The 868-nt window shown below is 60.3% G+C and carries 1 protein-coding gene; it reads left to right on the top strand.

Annotated elements, in window-relative coordinates; genetic code table 11:
- Window positions 1-868, top strand: an 868-nt coding sequence (locus A3730_RS18225) for an MFS transporter (protein WP_156501246.1), incomplete at both ends; no start/stop codon positions are given.

Here is an 868-nt window from a genome sequence, read left to right as displayed (position 1 = left end):
CGGCCTGGCCGAAGGCGTCTATGGCGGCTGGGGTAACTTCGGTTCCGCAGCGGCGGCGATTACCCTGCCCTCCCTGGCGCTGCTTTACGGTGGTGATGACGGCTGGCGCTGGGCCATTGCCACCACTGGCGCGGTGGCCTTTCTCTACGGCATTTTCTTTCTGTGGCGGGCACGCAATACCCCACAGGGCGCCTCCTACTTCAAGCCGAAGAAAGCCAGTGCCCTGGAAGTCAGCACCAAGAAAGATCTGTTCTTCTACCTGGCCATGAGCCTGCCGCTTTACATCGCATTGCTGGTGATCGTCTGGCGCCTGGGGCCTACCAATCTGAATTTGTTCGGCCAGACCACACAACTATTTCTGGCGGCCCTGATCATCAGTCTGGCCGGTATTCAGCTGAGCCAGGCCTGGCGGGTAAATCGCGAGCATCTGAAAGAAGGAGTCCCCGAACACGACCGTTACAGCTTCAAGCAGGTGGCGATTTTGGATTTGGCCTATATGGTGACCTTCGGTTCCGAGCTGGCGGTGGTGTCCATGCTGCCCCTGTTCTTTACCGATACTTTTGCCCTGACGGCAGTCACTGGCGGCCTGCTGGCCTCCGGCTATGCCTTCATGAATCTGGTGGCTCGGCCCGGTGGTGGCTGGGTCTCCGACAAGTTCGGGCGCAAGAAATCATTGGCTATTCTGCTCTGCGGCCTGATGGTGGGTTACGGCCTGATGAGCCAGATCGGCAGTAGCTGGCCCATTGCCCTGGCGGTGGTTGCCACCATGTGCTGTTCCTTCTTTGTGCAGGCTGGCGAGGGCGCCGTGTTCGCTACGGTGCCACTGATCAAGCGGCGCCTCACCGGGCAAATTGCCGGCATGGTCGGC

It is taken from the genome of Alcanivorax sp. HI0044 (assembly GCF_001634945.1).
Note: the sequence above shows the minus strand (reverse complement) of the source record. Positions and strands in the feature narration are given on the sequence as shown.